Source organism: Tannerella forsythia (genome assembly GCF_001006485.1).
Lineage (GTDB): Bacteria > Bacteroidota > Bacteroidia > Bacteroidales > Tannerellaceae > Tannerella > Tannerella forsythia.
Window position 1 is genome coordinate 65,588 of record NZ_JUET01000030.1, and the last position, 22,199, is coordinate 87,786.

Consider the following 22,199-nt stretch of genomic DNA (forward strand, 5'->3'; position numbering starts at 1 on the left):
CGACTATGGCTACTATTTTCAGTAAAATCGTCAACGGCGAAATCCCATGTCATAAAATTGCGGAGAACCGTGAATTTTTTGCTTTTCTTGATATCCATCCTTTGGTCGAAGGGCATACACTCGTCATTCCCAAAGAAGAAATCGATTATATTTTTGATATCGACGATGACCGGCTGGGACGGATGATGGCCTTTGCCAAAAAGATTGCATGTGCACAGAAACAGGCGATCCCCTGCAAACGCATCGGAATGACGGTCATCGGGCTGGAAGTGCCGCATGCACACATTCATCTGGTGCCTATGCAGAAGGAATCCGACATGCACTTCGGGAAGGAGAAGCTCGAACCGACATCCGAGCAGTTAGCAGAAGTGGCTACACGAATCCGCTCGAAGCTGAACGGAGCATAACACCTCTTCCCAAAATTTCCTTGCGCCCGCCTGCGAGGCGCGAGGAAAATCTTAAAATCGTTAAAGACTGCATCAATACATTGATTGCGGGTTTGTTGAAAACTTTTTCGGCAGCTACCGGACAGGAGCTATTGATAATTTCCTACCTTTGTACACGTAAACGGTTTCCGCGTTGCCCGACGCAACAAGGAATGAAAATGGGAATCCGGTGCAAGTCCGGAACTATCCCCGTAGCTGTAAGTTCCGCCATATGTGGACGGCGCTATCTATGGCCACTGCTCCCGTCAGCGACGGAGCGGGAAGGCGCGACGTCTGGAACAAGTCAGAAGACCTGCCGTGATACACGAAATAAGAATTTGTAAGTTCTCGGGTGGAAGAATATACAAAGAAGAGCAGATTTTGCATACACTATCATAATACAGGAACAGATGGATACATTTATCACGAAACGTGATGGAAAAAAAGAACTTTTTTCTATCGACAAGATCAAGAATGCTGTGACCAAGGCCTTCCTCTCGGTCGGCTGTTTCCCGTCGGATGAAGACTTGACATCCATCCTCGGGCATGTACAGATCAAAGATGGCATGTCGGTTGAAGAGATTCAAAATCAGGTCGAAACGGCGCTTATGTGTGAACGCTACTACAAAGTAGCCAAATCGTATATCCTTTATCGACAGAAGCATCTTGAAGACCGCGAAGTGCGTGACAAGTTGGCTTTCCTGATGAACTACTGCGATGCGAAGAACGCCGCCACGGGAAGCAAGTTCGACGCCAACGCCAATGTGGAGCACAAGAACATTGCCACGCTGATCGGGGAACTGCCCAAACAGAACTTCATCCGTCTGAATCGCCGCCTGCTGACCGACCGCCTCAAGGAGATGTACGGCAAAGAACTGTCCGATAAATACCTCTCGTTGCTCAACCGTCATTTCATCTACAAGAACGACGAAACGAGTCTTGCCAACTACTGCGCGAGCATCACGATGTACCCGTGGCTGATCGGCGGTACAAAATCGATCGACGGAAATTCAACGGCGCCAAGCAACCTGAAATCGTTCTGCGGAGGCTTCGTGAATATGGTTTTCATCGTTTCAAGCATGCTCTCCGGAGCGTGTGCCACACCCGAGTTCCTGATGTATATGAACTATTTCATCCAAAAGGAATATGGCGAAGATTATTACCTGCACCCCGACCGCGATGCCGATTTGTCGCTCAAACGGCGTAGCATCGACAAAGTGATCACCGATTGCTTCGAACAGGTTGTCTATTCGATCAATCAACCGACAGGAGCGCGTAACTTTCAGGCGGTCTTCTGGAACGTGGCTTACTACGACCGTTACTATTTCGAGAGCCTCTTCGGTGAGTTCGTCTTTCCCGATGGAAGTCGACCGCATTGGGAATCGCTCAGCTGGTTACAGAAACGCTTCATGAAATGGTTCAATAAAGAACGTACCAAGACCGTGTTGACCTTCCCGGTTGAAACGATGGCGTTACTTACCGAAGACGGCGATGTAAAAGATAAGGAATACGGTGATTTCACGGCTGAGATGTATGCCGAAGGACATTCGTTCTTTACGTATATCAGCGACAATGCCGATTCGCTTTCGAGCTGCTGCCGGCTGCGTAACGAGATACAGGACAACGGGTTCAGCTATACGCTCGGAGCGGGAGGTGTCTCAACCGGCTCGAAAAGCGTGTTGACCATTAACCTCAACCGTTGCATACAGTATGCACACCAACGGAGCATCCCTTACATGATGTACCTCGAAGACATCGTCGACCTGGTACACAAGGTGCAGCTTGGCTACAACGAGAACCTCAAGATGTTACACTCCAAAGGCATGTTGCCTCTCTTCGATGCCGGCTACATCAATATGAACCGGCAATACCTGACCATCGGCGTGAACGGACTCGTCGAAGCGGCCGAATACCTTGGCATCGAGATCAGCGACAATCCGCAATACACGGCTTTTGTGCAGGAAGTACTCGGGCTTATCGAACGTTACAATAAGAAGTACCGTACGAACGAAGTGATGTTCAACTGCGAGATGATCCCAGCCGAGAATGTAGGTGTCAAGCATGCCAAGTGGGACAAAGAAGACGGCTTCATCGTTCCGCGCGACTGTTATAACAGCTATTTCTATATTGTCGAAGACGAGTCGCTGAACCTGATCGATAAATTTCGTCTGCACGGACGTAAATATATCGAGCACCTGACCGGTGGCTCGGCACTCCATGCCAATCTGGACGAACATCTCTCACAAACGCAATATCGCCAGCTCCTGCGTGTTGCCGCAGCCGAAGGATGTAATTATTTCACGTTTAACATTCCGAACACGCTATGCAAAGAATGCGGCCATATCGACAAGCGTTATCTTAAGGCTTGCCCGGTATGTCATAGCCGGCAGGTGGATTATCTGACACGTGTCATCGGCTATATGAAACGTGTGAGCAACTTCTCACTTGCACGGCAGAAAGAAGCGGCGAAGCGATATTACGAAAAGGCCCATGTGGCGAAACCGTCGACGGAAAAGAAGGCGGTTGTCCATGAGATGTCATGTTGAAATACGTCAGCTACGATATCGTTTTTCGTGAAATACCCGATGAGACGACGCTCGCCCTGAATCTTTCCAACTGCCCGAACGGCTGTCCGGGTTGCCATAGTCTGTGGCTGCAGGAAGATCAGGGTGAACCGCTGACGGAAGAAGTATTGGCCGGGCTGCTCGGCTGTTACGGAAACGCAGTGACCTGCCTGTGCTTTATGGGAGGGGATGCAGATCCGTACGAAGTAGTACGGCTGGCCGCATTTGTGAAACAAACAGCAACAATCAAAGTCGGATGGTATTCGGGACGACCCGCACTGCCGTCCGACTTTCCCGTTCACCACTTTCAATACATTAAGTTAGGCCCATACATTGAGCGCTTGGGGCCTCTTTCTTCACCTACGACCAATCAAAAACTTTATCGAATTACCGACGACGGAGAAATGATTCCTATGGCATATCCGTCACTGTAGAGCTTCACCAAGACACTTCTCTTAACCGCTTACCATAAATATAATTCAGGCTTACAGCCCTCTATCGAGGGGCTTGCTTTTTCCACAACACTTCGCATTGGGCTGAATGATCTCGCCCCCTATTTATTAATGGTTAATTGTCATGCAGGGTACATGTTATAGAGACGCAATGAATTGCGTCTCTACGGTGCGTACCATATTTTTTTAACTCAATAAAAATTTCATTCGCGTTCATTTGCATTCGTAATTGTTCATTAGCGGCAGCCAACAAATCAACATGTCAACGAATCAACAACTCACCGCCTCTGCGGGGTTTATAAGGGCTGAAAACCTGACATAATATAAATCGTAAATGGCTACTCTCAACTATTTTGCTACTTTAATTCCATTGTGTCATGTACGTTCAAAAGAATGAAGATCATTCTTAATAAAGTAGTTTATTTTTCGTCCTAAAAACAGGAATCCTGTTTATTATTTCGGCCGGAGTTAATAAAAAGATATTTATATTTGCGGTAAAAATGAAAAACAATGAAGGTAAATAATCGCAGAGAATTTTTAAAGCAGGCCGCAGTAGCGGGTGTTTCGGCGATGACTGTTCCGGCTTTGTCGGGATGTACGAAACAGTCGCAAAGTGAATCATCCCATGAACATCATGAAGAACAGACGTTGACGCTTGAGAGCCGTCTGATTGTTCCGAAAGCACAGGGATTGAAAATTACCGGTACTTTTTTGGACGAAATTTCGCATGACATCCCGCACCAAAACTGGGGAGAAAAAGAATGGGACAGAGATTTCCGCCACATGAAGGAGATAGGAATCGATACGGTTATTCAAATACGTTCCGGTTATCGTAAATTTATTACTTATCCGTCAAAATACTTGTTGGGCAAAGGTTGTTATATGCCTTCGGTCGATCTGGTGGACATGTTTCTGCGCCTCGCGGACAAGTACGGCATGAAGTACTATTTCGGATTGTATGACTCCGGGCGGTACTGGGATACGGGCGACCTGAGCTGGGAAATCGAAGACAATAAATATGTGATTGACGAGGTCTGGCAGAACTACGGAAAATATAAAAGTTTCGGCGGCTGGTATATCAGCGGCGAAATCAGTCGTCAGACGAAAGGGGCAATCGACGCGTTTCATGCCATGGGTAAGCAGTGTAAGGATGTTTCCGGTGGGCTGCCGACTTTTATTTCGCCGTGGATCGACGGAAAGAAGGCCGTAATGGCTAGTGGCGGCAACCTGACCAAGGCGGACGCCGTTTCAGTACAGGAGCACGAAAAAGAGTGGAGCGAGATTTTCTCCGGCATCTGCGATGTGGTAGACGCATGTGCTTTTCAGGACGGGCATATCGATTACGACGAGCTGGACGCATTTTTTGAGGTCAATAAAAAGATGGCCGACAAATACGGCATGAAGTGCTGGACGAACGCCGAATCATTCGACCGTGACATGCCGATCCGCTTCTTGCCGATCAAATTCGATAAGTTACGGATGAAGCTTGAAGCGGCAGCGCGTGCCGGATACGACAAAGCCATCACATTTGAGTTTTCTCATTTCATGAGTCCGCAGTCGGCCTATCCGCAAGCCGGCCACCTGTATGACCGTTACAAGGAATATTTTGAAATCGGATAAGCCATGAGATCGAACGTTCATCTCGGGTATTTGATCTTTTTGTCGGTGGTGGCGGCGCTCGGCGGATTTCTGTTCGGATATGACACGGCCGTGATTTCCGGTACCGTTTCGCAGGTAAGCCTCCAATTTGAACTCGACACCATTCAACAAGGTTGGTATGTAGGCTGCGCACTGATCGGCTCGATTACGGGCGTCGCATTCGCCGGAGTATTGGGTGATGCGATCGGCCGGAAAAAGACGATGTTGCTCGCCGCCGTACTGTTTACGGTCTCGGCCATCGGCTGTGCCGTGTGTATCGACTTCAATCTATTGGTGATCTACCGGATGATCGGGGGAGTTGGTATTGGTGTGGTGTCGATTATTTCGCCGTTGTATATTTCCGAGCTGGCCGTTGCCGAATACCGCGGGAGGCTCGTTTCGCTCTATCAGCTGGCCATCACGGTCGGTTTTTTGGCTGCTTATTTAGTTAACTTCCAACTTCTCGGATATGCGGAAAGTCACTTGCAGGCTGCCTCATCCGCGACATTCTTTGATAAAGTCTTCATCGACGAAGTATGGCGTGGGATGTTGGGGATGGAAACCTTTCCCGCCGCACTTTTCCTTCTGATCGTTTTCTTAATCCCCGAGAGTCCTCGCTGGCTCATTCTGAGAGGGAATGATGAATGCGCGAATCGCATCTTCCGGAAAGTGTACGTTTCGGAAGAAGAGGTGCGGATGCAGGCCGGCGAAACGAAACAATCCGTCGCTTCCGAAGGAAAGTCCGAATGGTCGGTGCTGTTTGCGCCGGGGATCTTTAGAGCGGTCATGATCGGTGTCGGCATTGCGATTCTGGGACAGTTTATGGGGGTCAATGCCGTGTTATATTACGGTCCGACCATCTTTGAAAATGCCGGATTGTCCGGAGGCGACTCGTTGTTCTACCAGGTGCTGGTTGGCCTGGTGAATATGTTGACGACGGTGCTGGCTTTAGTGATTATCGACCGGGTAGGACGCAAGAAGCTCGTTTATTATGGTGTATCGGGAATGATCGGTTCATTATTGCTTATCGGACTGTATTTTATGTACGGTGAAGCGCTCGGTGTTTCGAGCCTTTTCCTGCTGACGTTCTTCCTGCTGTATATTTTCTGCTGTGCCGTTTCGATTTGTGCTGTCGTATGGGTTTTGCTCTCCGAGATGTATCCGACGAAAGTGCGCGGACTGGCTATGTCGATCGCAGGATTTGCTTTGTGGATCGGTACGTATCTGATCGGGCAGTTGACACCTTGGATGTTACAGAATCTGACACCGGCGGGGACATTCTTCCTCTTCGCCATCATGTGTGTACCTTACATTTTAATTATATGGAAACTGGTTCCGGAAACGACCGGAAAGACACTGGAAGAAATTGAAAAATATTGGAAAAGATAATCGAAGAGATTTCATGAAACGCAGACAATTTTTGACTTATGCCGCATTGATCGGAAGCGGTAGCTTATGGTCTTTATCGAATACTAAATCATTGAATTTTATTAATAAAGTCTATTTTTCGGCTAACGAAGGAGAAGCAGATGAGTTGCAGACGGATGTCGTCATTATCGGTGGCGGCTTTGGAGGGTGTGCCGCGGCGCTGGCCGCATGTCGCAACGGTTTGAATGTGGTTATGACGGAAGAGACCGACTGGATCGGTGGGCAGGTATCGCAGCAAGGCGTTCCTCCCGATGAACATCCGTGGATCGAGACACACGGCGCATCGGCTTCGTATCGTACTTTCCGAAATAAGGTCCGTGAATATTACCGGCGTAATTATCCGTTGACCGACGAAGCGAGAGCTTGTGAATTCCTCAACCCGGGCGACGGACTCGTATCCCGCCTCTGTCATGAACCGATCGTCTCAGAGGCCGTATTGACAGAGATGCTCTTGCCTTATCTGAGCACCGGCAAGCTTAAACTCCTATTAGGATATAAGGCTCGCTATGCCGAGATGAAAGGCGATTCAATACGTGCCGTCGAAGTGTATTGTAAGGAGACGGGACACTCCATGGCGCTGTCCGCCCCCTATTTTGTCGATGCCACCGAATGCGGCGATTTGCTGCCGTTGACCCAAACGGAATATGTGACCGGGGCAGAGGCGAAGTCGGAAACGAACGAACTGCATGCCGCAGCCGAAGCAATGCCGATGAACAACCAGGCATTTACCGTATGTTTCGCGATGGATTATGTGCCGAGGGCCAATCTGACGATTGACAAACCCGCAGACTATGCTTTCTGGCACGATTATATCCCTTCATTGAAACCTGCCTGGTCGGGGCGTCTGATCGACCTGAGTTATCCCGATCCGATTACGCTGAAAACACGACAGACCGGTTTCCATCCCGAAGGGAAGGAGCTCCGCGTGTTCAATCTCTGGAATTACCGGAGGATCATTTCCCGTAAAAACTTTACACCGGGATTGTACAGCGGCGATATAACGATTGTCAATTGGCCTCAGAACGACTATCTGCTCGGTAACTTGCTCGATGTGCCTGAGGTGGAATTTGAAAAACACATTGCTCAGGCCAAGCAGCTGAACTTGTCGCTATTCTATTGGTTGCAGACAGAAGCTCCACGTCCTGACGGAGGTATGGGCTGGCCCGGGTTACGTCTGCGTGGCGACGTGCTCGGCACCGACGACGGGATGGCTAAATATCCGTACATACGCGAGGCGCGACGCATCAAAGCCCTGTTTACGGTTACGGAAGAGCATGTCGGGAAGGAAAATCGCAAGCTCGCTACGGGAGAGACCAGAGCCGCCGAATTCTACGACAGTATCGGCATTGGCTACTATCGTATCGATCTTCATCCGTCGTTCGGCGGAGATAATTACATTGATATAGATTCGCTGCCGTTTCAGATACCTTTGGGCGCCTTGATCCCGCAGCGGGTTGATAACTTGTTGCCGGCCTGCAAAAATATCGGGACGACCCATATCACAAACGGTTGTTACCGTCTGCATCCGGTTGAATGGAGTGTCGGTGAGGCGGTCGGAATGCTCCTTGCCTATGCCAAGGAGAAGAAAGTGCTTCCGCGCACCGTGCGTGAGAACAGAACGCTTCTCTCCGACTTTCAGCAACGGATACAAGCGCAGGGCGCGGAAATCGGATGGAAGAATAGTAGCGTGTAAGCAGGATAAACCAAAGATTTTCAGATATGGCCGAAGAACGATTTGTTTTTCGGCTAATATTTTGTCGGTCAAAAAAGCTGATTAATAGTCTGGCTAACATAAAAGAAGCTAAATCACTAATAACAAAATAATTGAAAATGAATGTGAATGTAAAAAAGCGATTATCGAGCGTATTACTCCTATCGTGTTTGATGGGAGTTCCTGTTTCGATATTGCATGCGGAGAAGTTTGCTGGAGTAACGGTCATAACTCAGCAAAAAGAGATCAAAGGGACGGTAAAAGACCGTTCGGGTGAGCCGATTATCGGTGCGAATGTGTATGTAAAAGGCACGACGAATGGTGTCGTAACGGGTGTGGATGGCGATTTTTCCATTCAAGTATCCTCGAGCGACATACTGGTTATCTCTTTTATCGGTTTTAAGAATGTTGAAGTTCCTGTAAAAGATCAACTTGTTATACATGTATCGTTAGCTGAAGATTCGGAGTTACTCGATGAGGTCGTTGTGACAGCACTGGGTATTAAGCGCGAAAAGAAAGCATTAGGTTATGCGATGCAGGAGATTAAGACGGAAGGGCTCACGGAGAACCGTTCCGTGAGTGTCGCCAACATGTTGCAAGGCAAAGTGGCGGGAGTGCAAATTAATCAGTCGGCTACAGGGGTTGGCGGTTCTACCCGTGTAGTTCTTCGCGGTACGACATCGTTGAGTGGAAACAACCAGCCGTTGTGGGTGGTAGACGGGATTCCCATCAGCGATGATGTAAACCAGAAAGCCGATCAGTGGGGAGGTCGTGATGCCGAAGGGGGTGCTTCCGAAATTAATCCGGAAGACATTGAGTCGATCTCGGTCCTCAAAGGAGCAAACGCCGCTGCTATGTACGGTTCGCGTGCCCAGAACGGTGCGATCATCGTAACGACGAAGAAAGGACAATCCGGCGATCTGAGAATCGAATACAACGGTAACTTGACCTTCTCTGCTGCTTATGACGCGTTCAAGTACCAGAACACATACGGACAAGGTTCGGCCGGAAAATATGATCCGGCAGCGGTAGGAGGCTCATGGGGGCCAAAGATGGAAGGCCAGATGGTGCAGAATTGGCGAAAAACACTTTATGGACAAGTAGATGCGCCGGACTACGCACTCGAATCGCAAGGCAACTACATCGACAAGTTCTATCGTACGGGGGTGAATTATACGAACTCAATCATTGCATCCGGAGGTACGGAAAAAATGCAGTCCCGCTTTTCTTTTACCGACTCACGTAATGAAGGCATCACGCCGAATCATTCGCTAAACCGCCAGTATTACGACCTGAGCTCGCAATGGAGCAGCAAGTATATTGACCTGAGCGCCAAAGTAAATTTTATGCGCCAGAAAGCGTTGAACAGGCCGCGTCTGGGCGAATACGGAGTCATGCAACAGTTTGTATTTATGCCACGCAATGTCCGGTTACAGGATCTGGAAGATTGCATCATAAATAACAATGTGGCGAACTGGTCGGGTACGAGTACGACGATTTTCAATCCTTACGCATTGGTGAAGCCGGAGAATGGGGCAAAAGAACAGCGTAACCGTCTACTCGGAAAGGTACAGGCCGTAGCAAAAATTACGGATTACCTGAGACTGACCGGCCGTGTGGGATTAGACTGGTATAACGACGAATCAACCAGTCAGACATCCTATAATTACACGATTACAGAGACTGGGTATCATAAAGGTATGATCAACTATGAAGAGTTTAATGCAGACCTGATCCTCAATTTCGACAAACATTTCGGCGATTTCAGTGTATTGGCGAACTTCGGTGCGGCAACGACAAGCCGTAAACTCAGTTCGCTGAACGGTTCGTCCGGATATTACACGTTGCCCGGGCTGGCTGCTTTGGCCAACGGTAATAATCAGACTACATCGGAGAATTACTCTAAAAAGCGCGTAAACTCCGTGTTAGGAAATGCTACCATAGGATACAAAAGCATGGCCTATCTCGATGTGACGGCGCGTAACGACTGGTCTTCGACCCTTCCGGCTGATAATCGTTCATACTTCTATCCGTCGGTCAGCCTGTCGGGTATCTTGTCTGAGATGTTCCATCTGCCCGAACCCGTTTCGTATTGGAAGGTGCGCGGATCATGGGCACAGGTAGGTAACGATACCGAACCATACAAATTAGTAAACACGTATGAGCTGAATAAGACGAACGGCAACATCATCAACGCCAATTCTTCTTCTACCTTCCCGTTGTTCGACCTGAAACCCGAAAATACAACATCGTGGGAATTGGGTACGGAGCTACGCGTGTTCAACAACCGGTTGGGACTCGATTTGACGTACTATTCGTCGAACACAACCAACCAAATACTTTCCGTTACCATGCCCGGATCGTCGGGGTATACGACGAAACTGATCAATGCTGGTAAGATGACCAGTAAAGGTTGGGAAATTATGTTGACCGGTACACCCGTGCTAACGAAAGACTTCTCATGGGATGTTACGCTGAACTGGGGACAGAATCGTACCGAGTGTGTTGAACTGGCCGATGGACTGACCCAGTTCGTGATTGGTGAAACACGTATGGGTAAGGTAGTAGCCCGTGAAGGCAGTCGCTACGGCGATATTGTTTCGACTGCGTATAAACGCGATGCAAATGGCAATATCATCGTGAACGAAAAGAGCGGATTGCCGCAGAAAGAATCGAATCAGGTACTCGGCAATATGACTCCGGACTGGACGGGATCATTCGCTTCGTTACTGACCTGGAAGGGATTCTCACTGAATGCCTTGATCGATGTCAATTACGGAGGCAGCTTCCTTTCGGCTACCAGCTCCTATGCCGATTTCTATGGAAATTCCGAACGTGCAGGACAACGTGATAATGCCTCGGCCGATTTCCCGACAGGACATATCATCGTAGATGGAGTCAACGAGAACGGGAAAAAGAACACGACGAAGATCGGATTGGAAGAGTACTATCAGGGACTCGGTGGCTCTTACGGGCTGGGTGAAGCGCATCTTTACAGCAAAACCTACGTAAAGTTACGTGAGGTGGCCATCGGTTATACGCTGCCCAAAGCATGGCTTTCGGGATTGCCGGTATCGAGTGTGAAAATCTCGGCCGTAGGACGCGATTTGTTCTATCTTTACAAAAAAGCTCCGATGAATCCGGAGTTTGCATTCTCTCGTGCCGATTATGCACAAGCATTCGAATATGCTGCGATGCCTCCGACGCGCACTTTAGGCTTCTCTCTTAATGTTAAATTTTAATGGTATTTACGATTATGAAACGAATAAAGAATATAACTTTCATTTGCATACTGGCCGGAATGATCGCAGGTTGTACCGGAAACTTCGACAGTATGAACAAAAATCCCTTGGCCGCTACCGAAGTAACGCCTTCCTTGCTGCTGACTAAGATGGAAGAATACGGTTTCAATTGCCGCTCATGGGAGTATCAGGTGGGGAATAACCTATACACCAACGATTATGCGCAATACGTATCGAATACAGCGACTTATTTTGCCACCGCAAATTACGAATGGAAAGATAACTGGGCGAACGACGGCTTCTGGAAATCGTATTATACGTATTTGGCTAAACCTTTAAACGAGACGAAAGCCATGCTGGATCGACATCCCGAATACAGTAATATTTATCAAATGATGCGTATCATTTCGGCAATGGGGGCCGCGCGTACGACCGATATGTTCGGAGATGTGCCTTATTTCAACGCAGCAACAGGCGAAATCACCCCGAGATATGATTCGCAAAAGGACATCTATTACGATATATTTAAGGAACTGACTGAAGCATCCGGTTTGTTGGCAAGCAATACGAACCAACTGGACCCGGGTGCGAACGACATCATCTATAAAGGTGACGTAAAAAAATGGATCAAGTTGGCCAATGCTTGCCGCCTGCGTTTTGCGATGCGCCTGCGTTACATCGACCCGGAGAAGTCGAAAGCCGAGGCCGAAGCGGCACTAAAAGCGCCCCTGTTTGAAGGGAATCAGGACAATGCCGGAGTAGCACAGGCAAAAACAAACAGTGGACATTCGTTGTACACGATTGCTTTTTGGAATGAGTTTCGTGTCAGCAAAACAATGATCGACATGATGCTTTATGAAAGTTCCGTAACCGATCCCCGTATCTTACTGTGGTTCGGTAAGACACAGGCTTGGCTCTATGGGACTAAATTTCAGGATTCGGAAAATAAAATACCTGTGGCCGAGTGGCAGGGTATTCCCAACGGACGTAACACGTTCGTGAATCAGTATCACTACCTGAATAACTCGTGCGTATGGGGTTCGCGCGGATATCCCGGATGGAACAAATCGGAGGCGGGAACGGTGAAGAGCGGAAGCACGGCTGCCGACTTCAACGGAAAATCGCCGACAGTAGTCATCCCCATGATCATCTTTAACTATGCCGAAGTATGTTTCCTCAAAGCCGAAGCTGCCTTGTTCGGCTACAACGGCGCAGGCGATGCGAAAGCGAATTACGAAGCCGGAATCCGCGCCTCGTTTGCCGAGGCACGCAGCGGTGTTGATGCCGCTTTCTACTCGAAAGATAACGACGACGCATACATTGCCGGAGGAGAGGTGAAATGGGGAACGGATAAGGAAGATAATTTCCGTAAGATCATTACACAGAAATGGATCGGTATCTATCCCAACTCTATTGAAGCTTGGACAGAGTTCCGTCGTACAGGCTATCCGTTGTATGATGGAAAACGTCAGGGAATCCGTCCGATCGAGGTGAATAACAGCACGACCATCCCGCAGGGACAGTTCGTAAAGCGATTACGCTACCTCGACGACGAAATCAAACTGAACCCTCATGCGTCCGAGGCTGCACTCAATAACAAACAGAACTCCGACCCAAAGAGCATGAATGTTCGTGTTTGGTGGGACACGGGACGATATAAATAATACGACGAAGCACGGATAAAATACCCGGCAGGTTATTTATATTTGCTGGGTATTTTTTTTGCGCTGTAATACGTCAGAAACCATATTCCGATAGATTCGGGATGGTATTTAGGGTGGTTCGGAACGTATTCAAAGTATTTCGGATATCCATTATGATACGTTCCGAACCTGATTTTACCCACTTCGGAAATACCTTTATCACGTTCGGAACGTGATTTGGCTACGTTCGGAACGTATTATTGCTGCTCGTAAATGTCCCGAGTAGGCAGAACGACAAACGAAGCAGGAGGAGGAATCAGTCTCCGATAATTTTTACCAGTACCCGCTTGCGCCGCTTGCCGTCGAACTCACCGTAGAAAATCTGCTCCCACGGCCCGAAGTCGAGCTTTCTTACATTTTATTGCCGCCTTGTGTATATTTTATAAATAATCATAAAAAAAGAATAGCTTGTTTGCACGTATAAAATAAACACATTTTCTTTGAAATAATTTTAGTACGTTATTTATAAGAGAAGCATGATAAAGAGTTTAATTTACTCATAAATCGAAAATTAATTAATATGAAAAAGAAAATTTTATCTACAATTTTCGTGATTGTAATTGCTGCTGTTGCAGTAACAAATATCGTTAAAAATAATAACAGTCACCATACAGAGGAGGTAATGAAAGATTTGGCATTGGAGAATGTGGAAGCATTGGCACAAATAAGTGAAGGAGAGGGTGGCGGTGACAATTGTTGCTGTGTGATGCATCTGCCTTGTTTTGACAACAATGGAAATACGACAGGACGATATTCTGCCTGCAGCTACCAAGGTCCCGGTTGTAATAAATCATGGCATTCGCATTCTTGTTCAAGTTGTAGCAGTCTGTTGTGATGAAATGGATTTCAATATTTGTTTCATGTTGCATGTTCATTTCATGCTCTGATTCAGGTGAAAACAACCTTATTGCAAAATATACTATGCGAACGGATTTTCGTAATCACAACATGAAACTTGAATCACTTGTGTCAAACATAAGAGTCTTTCCTTTACAACCTCAAAACGAGGAGATTATTGGAAGCGTGAACGATCTATGTTTCATAGGAGACACTGTTTATATTTTAGATGAGAACGCATCTTCTATCCATAGCTTTGATATAATAAGTGGTAAACACATAAAAACATTGCATGGACGGGGAGGAGGAAATCGAGAATATGTTCATCCCATCGCTATAGCATCCAATGAGAAGCATATTTTCTTGTTAGACCAGATGACACAGAGAATTTTGTGCTATGATAAAAGCCTTAACTATATAAATACAACAGGCATAGGCTTTGCAGGTGGAGACTTGGTGTGTCATAACGACAATCTTATTGTTTACAATTTGGCAAAATCGCCGAACTATGATTATAAATTTATTTGTTTGGACTTAAATGGGGCTGTGCTGGATAAAATCATGCCATTTAAAGAGGATAAATATCATCGTGATATGTTTAATTGGGGAACAAAAAACCATTTCACAATGAACGAAAACGGGATTTTGTATTTCTATGACTCATTTACAAATGTATTATATCGAAAGACGAGCATGAAAGACGAGTCTTATTATGAAGTAGATTTCGGCCAATACACTATTCCTCAAGATAAACCTGTAAACAGTTTTAATATCTATGAATCTTCTTATGCGATCCCGACTGATTATTTTTTGATAAAAAACAGGATCATAGTCAGTTTGCTGCTTGATGGAAAAAGATATTATAGTTTTATCAATACGGAAACCGGCCAATCCGAAACCGGTACGGTGAAATATTTGGATGGGAAATTACCGTTTTTCCCTCAATGGTCTCACAAGAATACCCTCGTTGGCTGCTGTTTATATGAAGATGTAAAAGAAAACTCTATGTTGGAAGAATATCTAATTGATGATGAAGAAACGTATGTCTTGTTGTTTTATGATATTTAACCGGGTTGAGATCGTATGGAAGAAAGACTATCTCATAATGAGTTCTCTTTTTAGGATCAAAAACCAATCGTGACTGTAATTGTTGCTGTTGCAGCTTGGAATGTGAATAAACCGGATGCCCATGAAAGAAAGATCATGTATCTTACGACAATCGTATTGGTAATAGTGTCTCTCTCTTGTTGTAAGAACAACCTTAGGCAGATTGATGCAGATAATATTTTCAAAAAAGAGTCTGCTGCTGAAACTATTTCAATTGAGTTCCAGGAGAATGCGGTTTTTAATTATTCTGATGTTTTTGATAATATAAAACTAAATTGTTGAATTTTCAGTGATTGAGGTTGTTGAAAATTTAAATGCGTTAACCCTGCTAAATAGAAAGAAAAAGCAGATGAGTACGGCAAAATCTTTACATTTGCAGAAACAATTTCAAAAGAAAAACAAAATCGCTTAGATGACAAAACAATAAACCCAAATAGTTAAAAAAAGAATAAAAACAAAAAAATATTTGGATACACCAAAAAGATGCCATATGTTTGCAAAACAAATTTTAAAAACAAAATACGATGAAGACAAAAATTTTAGGAGGGATCTTTGCCCTCGCAGTAATGGTAGCTACAGGCTACGGAGTGAACCGGAGCATGGAAAAGGAGGCCGATCTTCCGGAGATGGCATTGAAAAATGTGGAAGCTTTGGCAGATAATGAGATCGGGAATGGAAGATGGATTGTGACGGTTTATTCTCCGAGCCATTGGAGATGTGATCCTGATGGCGGTGCCAGCTGTCCTGGAACCCCATGGTAATCCATAAATAGAGGGGACGTTTAATCATTCTGTTTTGAGGATGATTATAAAAACGGATTGATTTACTCGTATTTTATAATGCTGAATGGAAAGAGAATTAAAGTATATATTCTCTTTCCATCTGATGAGTTTGGAACAAAAACATATTTATATAAAACGTAGCATGAGATTATTAAAAGTCAGTGTGGCTGGTATGATGATGTCACTGATGATATTATCCTGCACAAAAAGAGGTTCAGACATGAAATCTGGTATGATGAGTGTAAATCTTGATGATGCCCTGCCATTGAAGGAGGCGGCATTATCTATTGATGTACTTATGTTAAATGATTCCATGTCAAGTCATTTTCCCGGGAATATAACCAAACTTGAATGGATGGGAGATTCGATACTGATTCTGGACTCATGGAAGGACCCCGGTCTTTATTTGTATGATTCAGGAGGTGCGCTTGTGAATTCATATACTAAAAGAGGGAATGGCCCGAATGAGTTTATTAGTATTGTAGATTTCAATGTCATACCTTCAGGAGTAGTGCTTCTTGATACCTATTCCACCTCTCAGCGAATATATTTGGATCAGGATTTCACATTCCTATATAAAGACGATGCCGAGGCTCAAGCGAATCATTTCTTCTGTGAGAGTGGCAACTCTGGCGGTGTGTGGTATGACCGTGGTAATGTGGCGTATGGTTCGAATAAGGATAAGCTGATATATGTGGATGGAGACTCCAGAAAATCAGTTTTGCCAGTGCCTCCCGAAGTAGAGAATGTGACATTTGCAAGCTATAATGTGTTTGCAAGAGTTTCGAATGATACCATTCTGTACTTGCCGGCTGTTGAACCGAGAATTTATAAATGTTATGGTGGACAAGCCGAAGTGCTTTGTGAACTAGATTTTCATTATTTATGGCCTGATTTTTCGGATGTGAAAAAAGATAACCCGCTGGATTTAATGCGCAGTATTGCAGAAGATGGAAAGATTTATTCCACAAATATGCTTTCGGAGGGTAACGATGTGGCTGTTTCTTTTTTCTGTAAAGATGATTTTTATGTGATGAAATTTAGATATAATGACCTGTCAGCTCATAAATTGTTTAAAGTCGATAAGAATACGTTGGAATCTTTAGGCTCTTTGGTTTCCATGAAAGACGGCTGTCTCTTTTTTGGTGAGCCTGGAAAACTTCTGAAGATAAGGGTGGATTAAAGTAAAATTAAAATTTACCGGTATGACACTTAACTTCGATTCCGATGTTTTGCGTCCGACTGACATGGTTGCTATTGATTCCATTTTAATGATTGTCGAACTATCAGAAGAGTTATGGAGAATTTCTCCCTAATGGAAAACATATTCAAACAAAGGCGGAAGCTTATGCGGTGTGAGGTTATAATAGCAGAATAAGGCATTATTTAGCAAGGTTCAAATGAAAAGGGATGTTATAGCAAGGCAATACATATGATAGAGAAATCCCTAAAACTTCTTTTTCTAATTCTAAAACTGAACAATGAGATAGCTATTGTATTTATCCCGGATTCCACAATAGAAGAAATAAGAATGAATTTAATTCAGGCCTTCAGCCCTCCGAACAAGGTCTGGATATCGGTATCCCACCCTTGCGCGGGATGGGGCTGAAATAACTAGGGCTTTTCAGCCCTTTCGGACAATAGTCAATGGTTAATTGTTATGCGTGGAACACGCCGAACCATGTATTTGGAAAATAACCATTAACCATTGAAAAACAGCCCTGAAAGGGCGAGATCATTCAGCCCAATGCGAAGCGTTGGGGAAAAAGGCATCGCATCTCGGCGGAGGGCTGTAAGCCTGACGTAACCATTGTCGTACATTCGTACGTCCATTATTAATGGTAAACGCCGAACAGGGTATCGCGTAATCCGGGTTTAATGATATCGTATCAAATGACCACCCCAAAGAACGATCAACGAAGAGTGAGGGAGGAAATCAGTCTCCGATAATTTTTACCAGGACGCGCTTGCGCCGCTTGCCGTCGAACTCACCGTAGAAGATCTGCTCCCACGGCCCGAAGTCGAGCTTTCCGTCGGTCACGGCCACGACCACCTCCCGGCCCATCACCGAACGTTTCAGGTGAGCGTCGGCATTATCCTCGTATCCGTTATGCCGATATTGGCTATACGGTTTTTCGGGGGCAAGTTTCTCAAGCCACAGCTCCATATCATGATGCAGTCCGCTCTCGTCATCATTGATAAACACACTGGCCGTGATATGCATCGCATTGCAGAGCAGCAGTCCTTCGCGTATGCCGCTTTCGGCCAGACATTGCTCGATCTCGGATGTGATATTCACGAATGCCCGGCGCGTCGGTGTCTCAAACCATAATTCTTTTCTGTACGATTTCATATTCTTTCTAACCGTTTGTTCGGTGATATAAAGTTAAATATCAATAGGAAACGGAAACTTCTATTCCCGTTTCTTTATGTATGCGGTCGGCAATCGCATCAAGTTCGACCTTCGGAATCTTTTCGAGGGTACGTACCGGAGTCTCCCTGTCGATCGTATAAATCATCACTTTGTAGGGACGGATTTGTTTCAGCGCATCGATCCATGCCGCCACCTCCTCATCGCTCGTATTGTCGATCGCCACGCCATCGCGATGGCCGCGCAGGAACATCGTTTGAACGACGAGCCGTCCGTCGAAGCGACATAATTGGCGGACGAGTTTTTCGCAGGTGAAGTCGCGCCGGTCGGGATCGTCGATCTGCCGCATCCGTTCATCGTTCACGGAATCGAGTTTCATGATACACTCGTCGATCTTCAGCAGAGCGTTCATCACTTCCTCTTTATGCAACATGGTCGAGTTCGAAAGCACCGCCACTTTAGCCAGAGGACAGAGCGCATCGCGGACGGCAAGCGTGTCGTCGATAATCCCCGCGAACTCCGGGTGCATCGTCGGCTCTCCGTTACCGGAGAACGTGATCACATCGGGTCGCACACCTTTTTTCGCCATCTCCTGCAACTTGACTGTGAGGGCATTCCGTATGTCTTCGCGTTTGGGGGCCGGTCTTTTCGCCGGGAAGTTCTCGTTCAGTCCGCATTCGCAGTAGATGCAATTGAATGAGCAGCGTTTTCCGTCGAGAGGCGATACATTGATGCCCAACGACACGCCCAGGCGACGGCTGTGTACCGGGCCATATACGATCTGTTGAAATAATATCGTCGACAAATTTCTTTCTTTTACGGGTTGTACATTGCGCAAATTTCAGGAATAGGAGCCATATATGCAAGTTTTTTCATCAGAATTTCCAGCGGATCATGGCATGAACATCGGTGCGGTTTCGGCCGTCGATCGTTTCAAGTCCCGAGCCGATATGCTCACCTTCAAAATAATGGGCCCACCCGATTTTAGCGGCTATAACAAAGCGATATCCGACCGAATAACGCAAGACAGTCGACAGGCGCATCCCTTTCCCGTAAAACGAAGTGCTATTGAAAGCGTAAAGCAGATTCTTTTCGTACGAATAGATACGGCTTTGATAATCATCTGTACGGAAGCAAGCGATAAACAAATCCGTTTGGAGAGGAAACCTTTGAGGCTTCCACCCGACGGTATTCGAAACCATCCATCCGTGACTTGTCGCTTTTGCTTCGGGAGTAAGAAGCGAGGCATCGATGGCGGCCTTCCACGACCATTCGGGAGTCGGATGGTATAACATTTGGGCACGCAGGCGATGATGACGCGTCGGGAGGATTTTTGTTTCGGGATGCCCCTTTACCGTATGATTTGACTCGCGTCGCCGGTAGCGATAACGTACATAAAAGTCCAGATGCTCCAGCTTCGAATAATCGACCTGCAACAGACAGTCGGTACCCGACGAAGGTGCATCGACCCCGAACTTCATCCACGGGAAACGATAAAAATCCGCATAGCCGGTTATTTTCCAAAAGCCAACGGGTGGCGTAAGCTCCCAGCCGATATATACGCCCTCCTCATTCCGTATATCGTTGCTTTGCGAAAACGCATGAGCGAAATAGGCTTGATAATCGGCAGCGTAGCGACGGTAGAGAATGATTCCTTTGACGGAGGAGGAAGGTGTCCATTGCAGTGCGTTCAGGGTCGCCCAGGCGCCATTGCGCGACAAAGCCGTTTCTCCGTACCCTTTCAGTGTATTTATGCGGAACATGTAGTCGACACTCGCATTCACGTTTCGGTTCCCGTGAAAAAGATAACGATTGTAAGGCTTCGCCGGAGGCTCGACCGTATGAGGTCCGAAGTTGTACGTAATGGCCGTCAGTCCGATATGAGAGCCGGACGCGGCATAACGTATGTTTGTTCCGATGGTTTGCGTTGTTACCGCATGCCGTTTGCTACGTTCGCTCTCCGTGCGGTGCAGGCCATCGGTCTTGAACGAGGTGATGATGGTGCTGTCGGTCGAAGCATCTGCTTTACGGCGCGAATAAAACACGTTGGCTGTCCAGTTTTTCCATACGAAGGTAACTGCCACGCCACGAAAAAAATCGTGTTCGTTCGTCGAGTAATGGCGCCGGAAGCCGTTGCTGCGATAGCCGGAAGAGGATAATACGGTGGTGCGTATGGGAATGAAATCATGGCTTAGCACCAATCCCTGGCCGAAAGAAGCTTTATAGTCGCCCGCCGCAAACGTCCTGAGCCATTTCTTCATATCGTTCAACAGCAGATGAGCCGAATAGTAATCATATCCTTTGTGACGGGCATTCCCAAACGGCTCGCCGGCATCTTTCTCCGCCACGAACCCGGCCTGAATACGTTCGTCGAACGTATAAGAGTAACGCAGTGAATGGTAAAACGGCTCGCCGAGGTATATCCGGTTAGGGTAACGCTGCAATATACTGTCGGGCTGCGGACGGTAGCCCTGCTTCTGCTCCAGCGTGCGACGATATTCGGCGATGCATTGATGAAAACCATGCTTTCGGAGGTTAGAGGCATTGATTGTATGTTGTTTCCGGCCGGCCTCGCCGACATACACGAAAGGCTCTATCTCTTCGATGGTCGGATGGTCTAACGCCGCGATATTTTTCAGTTCGTAGACGGTCAGCAGTGCACCGTATTTCTGACGGTAAGAAAGGATCGCCTCCACCTGTGCATCGGAAAGAAAGGGTAGCCGTCGCAGAGATTCGGCTGTAGCCGTGTTCAAATCAATCGGATGCTCGGCAAGATACGAGAGCTCGGAGTACAGCGATTCGAGTCGCTCGCTGTTTTCCTCGTCTTCGGCCAACTGCTGGATATATTCTTTCCATCGCTCGTTCGTTCGCTCATCCTGACCGTTTGCGCAGAAGCAAAGAATCAGGAAAAAGATCAGCCCAAAGATAAACCCTCGTTGTTCCATACTCCATCATATTCAGAATGAGAAAGAAAGTCCGAAACCGGAACCCGCACCCAGTACGGGATGATACCAGAAGGCCACATCGGCTGTCAGACCGACGAGCGTATAACTCACACCGGCCGACGGAAGGAACGGATGAGTGCTTATTCCGCTGCGGATCCGAAAATCAGAGAATGCTTCATATTCCATTCCTGCGGAAAAAGAAAACGGCGTCTCTTCGCAAGTCTCTACCCCGACGGTCAGCAGAACCTTTTCCGCCACCCAATAATTCATACCCAACAAAACGCTTCGCATCACGAAATCCTTGCTGTCCGTCTCACGGTCTTCGAGCGAGACAGACGGGAAATTCATGACCGACACGGCAATCAGCCAATCGTCGGACGGATGGAAGTCCGCCCCTACATCGACGGCTATCCGGGCCATATCACGCTCGAATAACTCCGACTGCAAGAGGATATATTGCAGGCTGACACCGAGTGACCAAAGACGACTCAGCCGCCTCGCAACCGAAAAGCGGAACATGCTCTCGCGGTATTCGTCATAACCGAACGAAGCCAGATGAGCGCCGAAAGGCAACAGGGCATTCGGATAGCACAGTCCCCCGCTGAGCGTACCCAGCTCTTTGATGCCGTAACGGTTGAAATAATCGGCACGTATTTCGCGCTTCGGCATCAAGGCCAGCAACGACGGGTTCAACAAAGCCGAGAGGGTAACGCCTTGTCCTCCCATACCTGCGGTACGGGTATCGGACGGACGAAGCCGGTCGGTCGCTTCCGCAAAGCAGCAAACAGACCCCAAAACAATGATCAGCACCCCCTTTTTCATGATAAAATCCGTTTGATAACAACTCTATACAGCCTTTTTATAAAAACAATCAAGAGACGTAAATAGTTTAATTATTCAGGTGTTTTTTGTTGTGGCTGCGGTTCGTTTTCAACATTCAGCCGTCTGATTCTCCTGTCCTGAAAAAGGGCGGCCGTTCTTTTATTGTGATCTC

General features: G+C 46.8%; 17 protein-coding genes, 1 pseudogene and 1 riboswitch. Of the genes and pseudogenes, 13 read left to right on the top strand and 5 right to left on the bottom strand.

Features of this window, described 5'->3' with window-relative positions:
- The first annotated feature begins 5 nt into the window (after window positions 1–5).
- The 8 genes from Tanf_RS01340 (at window position 6) to Tanf_RS01375 (ending at window position 13,124) form a co-directional block, all read left to right on the top strand.
- Window positions 6–407 (top strand): HIT family protein, encoded by a 402-nt coding sequence (locus tag Tanf_RS01340; RefSeq protein ID WP_014224448.1) that lies wholly within the window; start codon window positions 6–8, stop codon window positions 405–407.
- Between the two features lie 147 nt (window positions 408–554).
- Window positions 555–760: riboswitch (cobalamin riboswitch) on the top strand.
- Window positions 761–835: 75 nt separating this feature from the next.
- Window positions 836–2,971: an anaerobic ribonucleoside-triphosphate reductase gene (gene nrdD / locus Tanf_RS01345; RefSeq protein WP_046824614.1), complete on the top strand. Its 2,136-nt coding sequence runs from the start codon at window positions 836–838 to the stop codon at window positions 2,969–2,971.
- On the top strand, window positions 2,965–3,423 hold the full coding sequence (gene nrdG, locus Tanf_RS01350; RefSeq protein WP_046824615.1) for an anaerobic ribonucleoside-triphosphate reductase activating protein: 459 nt from the start codon (window positions 2,965–2,967) through the stop codon (window positions 3,421–3,423). Before nrdD ends, nrdG begins: the two co-directional genes overlap by 7 nt.
- A gap of 528 nt (window positions 3,424–3,951) precedes the next feature.
- Window positions 3,952–5,061 carry a DUF4434 domain-containing protein gene (locus Tanf_RS01355; RefSeq protein WP_046824616.1) on the top strand — a complete coding sequence of 370 codons (1,110 nt, stop codon included), beginning with the start codon at window positions 3,952–3,954 and terminating at the stop codon, window positions 5,059–5,061.
- A gap of 3 nt (window positions 5,062–5,064) precedes the next feature.
- Window positions 5,065–6,468: a sugar porter family MFS transporter gene (locus Tanf_RS01360; protein ID WP_046824617.1), complete on the top strand. Its 1,404-nt coding sequence runs from the start codon at window positions 5,065–5,067 to the stop codon at window positions 6,466–6,468.
- 13 nt (window positions 6,469–6,481) lie between these two features.
- Complete coding sequence (locus Tanf_RS01365) at window positions 6,482–8,200, top strand: FAD-dependent oxidoreductase (RefSeq protein ID WP_046824618.1); 1,719 nt, start codon at window positions 6,482–6,484, stop codon at window positions 8,198–8,200.
- Window positions 8,201–8,337: 137 nt separating this feature from the next.
- The gene (locus Tanf_RS01370) at window positions 8,338–11,460 is read left to right on the top strand and encodes a SusC/RagA family TonB-linked outer membrane protein (RefSeq protein WP_046824619.1); all 3,123 of its coding nucleotides are present in this window, start codon (window positions 8,338–8,340) and stop codon (window positions 11,458–11,460) included.
- Window positions 11,461–11,474: 14 nt separating this feature from the next.
- A complete protein-coding gene (locus Tanf_RS01375; RefSeq protein WP_046824651.1) occupies window positions 11,475–13,124 on the top strand; it encodes a SusD/RagB family nutrient-binding outer membrane lipoprotein in 1,650 nt (549 codons plus the stop codon).
- Window positions 13,125–13,419: 295 nt separating this feature from the next.
- On the opposite strand, the pseudogene Tanf_RS16610 reads toward Tanf_RS01375, so the two are convergent.
- Window positions 13,420–13,500 (bottom strand): annotated as a pseudogene (locus Tanf_RS16610) (YjbQ family protein); the annotation flags it as partial.
- 183 nt (window positions 13,501–13,683) lie between these two features.
- Here Tanf_RS16610 and Tanf_RS14030 point away from each other — a divergent pair.
- The 5 genes from Tanf_RS14030 (at window position 13,684) to Tanf_RS01395 (ending at window position 17,072) form a co-directional block, all read left to right on the top strand.
- Window positions 13,684–13,998 (top strand): NVEALA domain-containing protein, encoded by a 315-nt coding sequence (locus Tanf_RS14030; RefSeq protein ID WP_074449656.1) that lies wholly within the window; start codon window positions 13,684–13,686, stop codon window positions 13,996–13,998.
- A gap of 113 nt (window positions 13,999–14,111) precedes the next feature.
- Window positions 14,112–15,068: a DUF4934 domain-containing protein gene (locus Tanf_RS01380; protein WP_236684355.1), complete on the top strand. Its 957-nt coding sequence runs from the start codon at window positions 14,112–14,114 to the stop codon at window positions 15,066–15,068.
- Between the two features lie 69 nt (window positions 15,069–15,137).
- On the top strand, window positions 15,138–15,389 hold the full coding sequence (locus tag Tanf_RS01385) for a hypothetical protein (RefSeq protein ID WP_041590669.1): 252 nt from the start codon (window positions 15,138–15,140) through the stop codon (window positions 15,387–15,389).
- 242 nt (window positions 15,390–15,631) lie between these two features.
- Window positions 15,632–15,868, top strand: a complete 237-nt coding sequence (locus Tanf_RS01390) for an NVEALA domain-containing protein (RefSeq protein ID WP_014224436.1) — start codon at window positions 15,632–15,634, stop codon at window positions 15,866–15,868.
- Between the two features lie 85 nt (window positions 15,869–15,953).
- On the top strand, window positions 15,954–17,072 hold the full coding sequence (locus tag Tanf_RS01395; protein ID WP_014224435.1) for a 6-bladed beta-propeller: 1,119 nt from the start codon (window positions 15,954–15,956) through the stop codon (window positions 17,070–17,072).
- A gap of 753 nt (window positions 17,073–17,825) precedes the next feature.
- Here the strand turns inward: Tanf_RS01395 and Tanf_RS01400 are convergent.
- The 4 genes from Tanf_RS01400 to Tanf_RS01415 all read right to left on the bottom strand — a co-directional run bounded on the left by Tanf_RS01400 (window position 17,826) and on the right by Tanf_RS01415 (window position 22,027).
- Window positions 17,826–18,242 carry a secondary thiamine-phosphate synthase enzyme YjbQ gene (locus Tanf_RS01400; protein WP_046824621.1) on the bottom strand — a complete coding sequence of 139 codons (417 nt, stop codon included), beginning with the start codon at window positions 18,240–18,242 and terminating at the stop codon, window positions 17,826–17,828.
- Window positions 18,243–18,282: 40 nt separating this feature from the next.
- Window positions 18,283–19,065 carry a radical SAM protein gene (locus Tanf_RS01405; RefSeq protein ID WP_046824622.1) on the bottom strand — a complete coding sequence of 261 codons (783 nt, stop codon included), beginning with the start codon at window positions 19,063–19,065 and terminating at the stop codon, window positions 18,283–18,285.
- Between the two features lie 70 nt (window positions 19,066–19,135).
- Complete coding sequence (locus tag Tanf_RS01410) at window positions 19,136–21,205, bottom strand: helix-hairpin-helix domain-containing protein (RefSeq protein ID WP_046824623.1); 2,070 nt, start codon at window positions 21,203–21,205, stop codon at window positions 19,136–19,138.
- Between the two features lie 12 nt (window positions 21,206–21,217).
- Window positions 21,218–22,027 carry a PorV/PorQ family protein gene (locus Tanf_RS01415; protein ID WP_046824624.1) on the bottom strand — a complete coding sequence of 270 codons (810 nt, stop codon included), beginning with the start codon at window positions 22,025–22,027 and terminating at the stop codon, window positions 21,218–21,220.
- Between the last annotated feature and the right edge of the window lie 172 nt (window positions 22,028–22,199).

Excerpts from the sequence above, each read along its gene's own strand:
- Tanf_RS01395 (WP_014224435.1), top strand. The coding sequence starts at position 15,954 with ATGGAAAGAGAATTAAAGTATATATTCTCTTTCCATCTGATGAGTTTG.
- Tanf_RS01400 (WP_046824621.1), bottom strand. The coding sequence starts at position 18,242 with ATGAAATCGTACAGAAAAGAATTATGGTTTGAGACACCGACGCGCCGG.
- Tanf_RS01370 (WP_046824619.1), top strand. The coding sequence starts at position 8,338 with ATGAATGTGAATGTAAAAAAGCGATTATCGAGCGTATTACTCCTATCG.
- nrdD (WP_046824614.1), top strand. The coding sequence starts at position 836 with ATGGATACATTTATCACGAAACGTGATGGAAAAAAAGAACTTTTTTCT.
- Tanf_RS14030 (WP_074449656.1), top strand. The coding sequence starts at position 13,684 with ATGAAAAAGAAAATTTTATCTACAATTTTCGTGATTGTAATTGCTGCT.
- Tanf_RS01365 (WP_046824618.1), top strand. The coding sequence starts at position 6,482 with ATGAAACGCAGACAATTTTTGACTTATGCCGCATTGATCGGAAGCGGT.
- Tanf_RS01375 (WP_046824651.1), top strand. The coding sequence starts at position 11,475 with ATGAAACGAATAAAGAATATAACTTTCATTTGCATACTGGCCGGAATG.
- Tanf_RS01355 (WP_046824616.1), top strand. The coding sequence starts at position 3,952 with ATGAAGGTAAATAATCGCAGAGAATTTTTAAAGCAGGCCGCAGTAGCG.
- Tanf_RS01340 (WP_014224448.1), top strand. The coding sequence starts at position 6 with ATGGCTACTATTTTCAGTAAAATCGTCAACGGCGAAATCCCATGTCAT.
- nrdG (WP_046824615.1), top strand. The coding sequence starts at position 2,965 with ATGTTGAAATACGTCAGCTACGATATCGTTTTTCGTGAAATACCCGAT.
- Tanf_RS01390 (WP_014224436.1), top strand. The coding sequence starts at position 15,632 with ATGAAGACAAAAATTTTAGGAGGGATCTTTGCCCTCGCAGTAATGGTA.
- Tanf_RS01410 (WP_046824623.1), bottom strand. The coding sequence starts at position 21,205 with ATGGAACAACGAGGGTTTATCTTTGGGCTGATCTTTTTCCTGATTCTT.
- Tanf_RS01380 (WP_236684355.1), top strand. The coding sequence starts at position 14,112 with ATGAAACTTGAATCACTTGTGTCAAACATAAGAGTCTTTCCTTTACAA.
- Tanf_RS01360 (WP_046824617.1), top strand. The coding sequence starts at position 5,065 with ATGAGATCGAACGTTCATCTCGGGTATTTGATCTTTTTGTCGGTGGTG.
- Tanf_RS01415 (WP_046824624.1), bottom strand. The coding sequence starts at position 22,027 with ATGAAAAAGGGGGTGCTGATCATTGTTTTGGGGTCTGTTTGCTGCTTT.